This window comes from Streptomyces triticagri (assembly GCF_003429565.1).
Lineage (GTDB): Bacteria > Actinomycetota > Actinomycetes > Streptomycetales > Streptomycetaceae > Streptomyces > Streptomyces triticagri.
Genome location: NZ_QUAK01000165.1, coordinates 1 through 3,767 on the forward strand (window position 1 = coordinate 1; position 3,767 = coordinate 3,767).

4 protein-coding genes are annotated in these 3,767 nt (G+C 71.8%); 3 read left to right on the forward strand and 1 reads right to left on the reverse strand.

The annotated features are described in order from the left end of the window. Nucleotides 1–135 precede the first annotated feature (135 nt). Nucleotides 136–651 (forward strand): nitroreductase family deazaflavin-dependent oxidoreductase, encoded by a 516-nt coding sequence (locus tag DY218_RS25515; RefSeq protein WP_128558495.1) that lies wholly within the window; start codon nucleotides 136–138, stop codon nucleotides 649–651. A gap of 146 nt (nucleotides 652–797) precedes the next feature. On the opposite strand, the gene DY218_RS25520 is transcribed toward DY218_RS25515, so the two are convergent. Beyond that, nucleotides 798–1,445, reverse strand: coding sequence for a TetR family transcriptional regulator (locus DY218_RS25520; RefSeq protein WP_128558496.1), 648 nt, complete (start codon nucleotides 1,443–1,445; stop codon nucleotides 798–800). Between the two features lie 230 nt (nucleotides 1,446–1,675). On the opposite strand from DY218_RS25520, the gene DY218_RS25525 reads away from it, so the two are divergent. Next, nucleotides 1,676–2,521 carry a VOC family protein gene (locus DY218_RS25525; protein WP_128558497.1) on the forward strand — a complete coding sequence of 282 codons (846 nt, stop codon included), beginning with the start codon at nucleotides 1,676–1,678 and terminating at the stop codon, nucleotides 2,519–2,521. A gap of 215 nt (nucleotides 2,522–2,736) precedes the next feature. Continuing rightward, the coding region (locus DY218_RS25530) for a serine/threonine-protein kinase (protein WP_147336169.1) at nucleotides 2,737–3,767 on the forward strand (1,031 nt) is incomplete at its 3' end.

Sequence of the window (3,767 nt, forward strand, 5' to 3'; positions counted from 1 at the left end):
CGCCGCGCGGCCGGGCCCCTCGCGTACGGCTGCCGTACGCGTCCCGCGGCCGCCCGCGGACCGGTACCCGGCGCGCGAACCCGTCCCCGCTCCCGCCGGACCGCGGGCCGCCGCCCGCCGTGCGGAGGCCGGCTGATGGCGGTCGGGATGCGCCTCGTGCAGAAGGTCTCGTCCACCCGTGGGTTCGGGCGGATCGCGCCGTATTTCATCCCTGCGATGGACCGGACCGTCCACCGTGTGACGCGCGGCAAGGTGCTGCTCAGCGCACAGTTGCTGCCCGGCGTCGTACTCACCGCGACGGGCGCGCGCAGCGGGCTGCCACGACGGACGCCGCTCGCCTGCATGCCGGAACGGGACACCGGCACCTGGCTCCTGGTCGGCTCCAACTTCGGCCGCCCGGGGCACCCTGCCTGGACGGCCAATCTGCTCGCCCACCCGGAGGCGGAGATCAACTGGAAGGGTCGGGACATCCCGGTCACGGCACGGCGGTTGACGGGTGCGGAGCGGGCGGAGGCATGGCAGGCGGCGCTTCGGTTCTGGCCGCCGTACGCCGCGTACCAGCAGCGGGTGGACCGCGAGATCAGACTCTTCCGGCTGGAACGACGCGGCGCGCAAGGTACGGACGGGAGCCGAGCGCCCCGTACGACCTGACGGCGGCGGCAGGCATGCGTACGGGCGGCGGCCCGCAGTGGAGCCGCCGCCCGCCATGACAGAACCGGGGAACGGGTTGGTCGCCCAACGACCGGCTCCCGCACCGGAGTTGACCGGGCCGGAGGCCGACGGGCCGTCGTCGCCCGCTACTTCGTGGGCTTCTTGCCCGTGACGCCCAGGTGGACGAGCAGCGCCAGACTCGGCTTCAGCTCGGCCTGCTTGACGCCCCACGTCTGGAAACCCCGCTGGTGCGAGGCCACCGAGGCGAGCATCGCGACGAGGGATCCGGAGATCGCCGCCGCGTTGACCTCCTTGTCGACCTTGCCCTTGGCCTGGAGCTCCTTGACCGTGTCCGTAAGGGAGTTGGTCACCGAATTCAGGATCTTCATCCGGAGTTTGTAGAAGCGCTTGTCGCCCTCGGCGGCGCCCAGATCGACCACGCGCAGGATCGCGTCGTTCTTGCGCCAGAAGTCGAGGAAGCCGTCGACGAGTTCCTGCGCGGTGGCCCAGCCCGCCTTGCCCACCCAGGAACGATCGGCGAGGACTTCCGTCAACCCCGCGCCCTCGGTGGCCATTTGCTCCGCGATCTCGAGGACGGCGCCCTCGACGTCGGGGAAGTACTGGTAGAAGGTCGCCGGTGAAGTGCCTGCCTTGCGGGCCACATCGATGACCTTCACGTCGCGGTAGGGCGACGAACTGAGCATCTCGCTGAGGCAGTCGAGCAACTTCTGACGTGTCGCCTGGCCGCGTCGGCCGGCCACCCGGCCGTCGACGGTACGCACCTGTCCTGTCATGCCGTCAGCTTACCGAGGGGTGATCGGAGCGCGATTCGGCCGACTGCAAATGGGGCTCGCCGGTGCCGGCGGATTTCTGTCCCGTTCGGCGGAATGCACCCTGCAGGAATTGACCGTACGTTCGAATCCGTTCCGCGGCGACTGTCCGACCACCCCGCTACGTTGAACGGTGCAGCGTGAAGTGTGACGGGCACCACAGCCGCCCGCCGCCGCGTACGGAAGGACACGTCATGACCACCGAGGCGACCGGAACCCCGGACGGACCCCCTGCAGGATTCCGGGAGGGCGTCCCCTGCTGGGTGGACGCGCAGCTCCCCGACGTGGCGGCGGGCCGGCGCTTCTACGGCGAACTCTTCGGCTGGACCTTCGACGAGACCGAGGGCCCGGAGGCCGGCCGCTACGTCCAGGCGTACGGCGAAGGCCGCCCGGTCGCGGCGCTCGCGCCCAAACGGGACGGCCGTATGCCCACGGTGTGGACGGTCTATCTGGCCACCGCCGACGCCCGCGCCACCGCGGCGCGGATCAAGGACGCGGGCGGGCAGCTGGTCACGGAGCCCGTGCGGGTCGGTCCGGCGGGCACGATGGCGCTCGCCGCCGACCCCGAGGGTGCCGTCTTCGGCCTGTGGCAGGGCGACGAGCACCCGGGCTTCGGCAAGCAGCGCGAACCGGACTCGTACTGCTGGACCGAGGTCTACTCGCGGGACAAGGCCCTGGTCGACCCCTTCTACGAGGACGTCTTCGGGTTCGACGCCCTCGAGATCGAGGAGGCGGGAGTGCCGTTCCGCATCTGGTCGCCCGCCGGCACCGAGGCCGGGCCGGAGACCGCGGTGGGCGGCAGGTCGCTCGTGACGGGCGAGTTCGCGGCCGAGATGCCCGGGCACTTCCTGGTGTACTTCAGCGTGACCGACTGCGATGCGACCGTGGCCGCCACCCGGCGCCTCGGCGGCCGGGTCAGGGTCGAGCCGCTCGACACCCCCTTCGGGCGGATGGCCGTCCTCGCCGACGACCAGCGCGCGGTCTTCGCCGTACTGGAGGAGCCGGTGCAGGGCTCGGTGGAGGACCCGTCCCAGGGCTGATCGCGGGCGGTTACCGACCTGCGTCATGGTCTGCTTTATAGCGACTTGTCGCGGAATGGGTGAGACACCCCGGTCCGGGCCCGGGTTCGCAACCGTCGCCCGGTCCAGGAAGAATCGGGGTGCGTGCCGCCGACGCGGCTCGGTGGTGAGACCCTGACCCGTGGCTGTAGGCGGCTTGGTCAGGCGTGGTGAGTCACGGGGAGGTGGCAGGCAAGGTGGAGCAGCTGACGCAGCACGATCCGCGCAGGATCGGGCCGTTCGAGGTTCTCGGACGGCTGGGTGCCGGCGGAATGGGGCTCGTCTATCTTGCGCGCTCGGCGTCCGGCCGGCGGGTGGCGATCAAGACGGTCAGGACCGAGCTCGCCGAGGACCAGCTGTTCCGTGTCCGCTTCACCCGCGAGGTGGAGGCCGCGCGCGCCGTCTCCGGCTTCTACACGGCGGCCGTCGTCGACGCGGACCCGCGGGCGGCCGTGCCCTGGCTCGCCACCGCCTACGTACCGGCACCCTCGCTCGAGGAAATAGTGAATGAGTGCGGACCGATGCCCGCCCAGGCCGTGCGCTGGCTGGCCGCCGGGGTCGCCGAGGCGCTGCAGTCCATCCACGGCGCCGGCCTGGTGCACCGCGACCTCAAGCCGTCCAACGTCCTCGTCGTCGAGGACGGACCCCGCGTGATCGACTTCGGTATCGCGTCCGGCGTCTCCAACACCCGCCTGACCATGACGAACGTCGCAGTCGGCACCCCCGCCTACATGTCGCCGGAGCAGGCCAAGGACTCCCGCAGCGTCACCGGCGCGAGCGACGTCTTCTCGCTTGGCTCGACCCTCGTCTTCGCGGCGACCGGACACGCACCGTTCCACGGCGCGAACCCGGTCGAGACCGTGTTCATGCTGCTGCGCGAGGGCCCCGATCTGGACGGGCTGCCCGAGGAGCTGAGACCGCTCATCGAGTCCTGCATGGGCATGGAGGCGGCGCTCCGGCCGAGCCCCGCCGACCTGCAGTCCCAGCTCGCCCCGCATCTCTTCTCCTCCGGCTCCGACGACAGCGGTACGGCATCGGCCTGGCTGCCGGAACGCGCCGTCGCCCTGATCGAGAACCGCCGCGGCGGCCGCCCCTCCGTACGACCGGCCTCCTCAGGACGCAGCGGCGGCCGGAACTCTCCCGCGGGCGGACCGCCCCCGCGGCCCCCACAGGCCCCTGCCCCGGTGCCGTCCGCCGCGCCGGTGCCGTCCGCGCCGCCGGTGGCTCC

Excerpts from the sequence above, each read along its gene's own strand:
- DY218_RS25515 (WP_128558495.1), top strand. The coding sequence starts at position 136 with ATGGCGGTCGGGATGCGCCTCGTGCAGAAGGTCTCGTCCACCCGTGGG.
- DY218_RS25520 (WP_128558496.1), bottom strand. The coding sequence starts at position 1,445 with ATGACAGGACAGGTGCGTACCGTCGACGGCCGGGTGGCCGGCCGACGC.
- DY218_RS25525 (WP_128558497.1), top strand. The coding sequence starts at position 1,676 with ATGACCACCGAGGCGACCGGAACCCCGGACGGACCCCCTGCAGGATTC.